The organism is Anaerolineales bacterium, from assembly GCA_022866145.1.
Lineage (GTDB): Bacteria > Chloroflexota > Anaerolineae > Anaerolineales > E44-bin32 > PFL42.
In genome coordinates, this window is record JALHUE010000499.1 from 1 (window position 1) to 2026 (window position 2026).

The window sequence follows — 2026 nt, forward strand, 5'->3', positions numbered from 1 at the left end:
ATGAAGGAGTTCGGCACCACGGTCGAGCAGATGGCCCATGTGTCCGTCAAGAATCACATCAACGCCTATCACAACCCGTACGCCCAGAAGCGCAACCGCTACACGATCGCCGATGTGCGCGAGGCACCGATGGTGGCCTGGCCGCTGACGCGGCTGGATATCTGCGTGATGTCCGACGGCGCAGCGGCCGTGATCCTGGCCTCCGAAGCCGGGCTGGAACGCCTCCAGGCGGCCGGGGCATCCCTGCATCGCCCCGGAGTCCGCCTGACGGGGATCGGCCGCGGCACGGACGCCATGCGCATGTCGGACCGACCCCACGTGGACTATGAGACCTTCCTGCGCGACTATGCCACGGAGCTGGAGAAGGCTTCCGACGAAACCCGCGCCTACTACAAGCGCCTATGGGATCACGGCACCCGCTACCCGGGCGTCCATTCCTTCCGCGCCGGACGGACGGCGGGCAACATGGCCTACAAGCACGCTGGCATCCACGACCCGCTGACCGAGATCGACTTCATCGAACTGCATGATGCCTACACCTCCAGCGAACTCCAAACCTACGAGGATCTCGGCCTTTGCCGCTACGGCGAAGGCGGTCCGTTCGCCGCCTCCGGCAAGGCCTTCATGCCCGGGATCGACTACGGCCTGAAGCTGGCCGAGAAGACGGTCTGCCCGGTCAATCCCTCGGGTGGGTTGATCGCCTGCGGTCATCCGGTCGGCGCCACGGGTCTGATGCAGGGCGTCTTCGCCCTGTGGCAGCTGCAAGGGACCATCGCCAAGCACTTCGGCGATCCGATGCTGCAGGTCAAGAAGCCGCGCCGGGGCGCCATCCACTCGCATGCCGGCACCGGCACCTATGTCACTGTCAGCATCCTCGAGCGGGAGGGATAGCCATGGCCAAGCTTCCGGAGCAGCGCCCCGAAACCCTCGGCGGTTATGTCGTACACGGCGTACCCTTCCCGCTGGAGACCGATCCCGACTCGCTTGCCTTCCTCAAGCGCATGGCCCCCTTGCAGATCGAGCAGGAGTATCGGATCACCTACCTGCACTCCTACGGCCAGGACAGCCCTTGGTTCGCTGGAGCCGCCAACCGCCGCCTGATGGCAACGACCGACCCCGTCAGCGGCTACACCTACGCCACACCGCGCGGCCACGACATGTACTCCGGGAACGAGACGAACTGGATCGACATAAGCCAGCGCCAGGCGCACATCCACGCCTTCACGGTCTGCCACTTCGGTTCGGAGGAATTCCTGCCGGAGACGCCGTTCGTGCTGGCGCTGATCGAGTACGAGGGAGTGAACACGCTCTTTCTGACTCGCCTGCTGGGCGTCGATCCGCAGGCGGCCTCCCTGGAGTGGATCGGGATGCCGGTCCGGCCGCGCTTCCTGCGCAACAGCAAACTCAAGCCAACCGATGTGTACTTCGTGCCGGCGGACAGCCTCGAGACATAGGCCTGTGAACCCCTGGCTCGAGCCGGCGCCCGGAGATGCTCCGGCCAGTCGTGCGTCCTGCACCGGTTGTCGCCGTAGCAGCCGGCGGCCGGCCGGCCAGCGTCATCCGGTGGTCGGTTCGACACACGCCTGGGTGAGGGAGACCGGTGCCTGAGATCCTTTCGCCCAAGGCTCCGAATTTGCGCCTGGCGGTCGGGCGCCTGCGGCGCACGCTTTGGGTGTGGGCAGCGATGTTTGCGGCCCTGGCCGGTCTGCAGTGGTTCGCCCTACTGCGGGCCCCGGACCCGGTGGCGCTGGTTGGTGCCCTCGGCCTGCTGCTGGCAGCGCTGGTCATGGCGCTCGACCCTCAGCCTGCCTATCTGGCGCTTGTGGCCGTGGTCTGGGGCGTCTCTCTCGTTCGCCTCGTCCCCGGAGTGGCCGCCGTCTTCGGGCCCGACATCCTGGTGGCCCTGATTGGCAACTCCTGGCCGGAGCAGCTGGCGGCGGCCATCGTGCGCATCCTGCTGATGATCACTGCCTGGAACCAATTCATGTTGTACCGGCTGCTGTATGGGACGGCGGAGTTCGGCGGC

The 2026-nt window shown here is 66.4% G+C and carries 3 protein-coding genes; all 3 read left to right on the top strand.

Going from position 1 to position 2026, the window contains the following annotated elements; translation table 11 throughout:
- A partial coding sequence (locus MUO23_14600; GenBank protein ID MCJ7514179.1) for a hypothetical protein occupies nucleotides 1–891 on the top strand: 891 nt, incomplete at its 5' end.
- Between the two features lie 2 nt (nucleotides 892–893).
- Nucleotides 894–1454: an OB-fold domain-containing protein gene (locus tag MUO23_14605; GenBank protein ID MCJ7514180.1), complete on the top strand. Its 561-nt coding sequence runs from the start codon at nucleotides 894–896 to the stop codon at nucleotides 1452–1454.
- A 146-nt stretch (nucleotides 1455–1600) separates the two neighbouring features.
- A partial coding sequence (locus MUO23_14610) for a hypothetical protein (protein MCJ7514181.1) occupies nucleotides 1601–2026 on the top strand: 426 nt, incomplete at its 3' end.

Bases quoted from the DNA above. Each gene is read 5' to 3' on its own strand.
- MUO23_14605 (MCJ7514180.1), top strand. From the start codon at position 894: ATGGCCAAGCTTCCGGAGCAGCGCCCCGAAACCCTCGGCGGTTATGTC.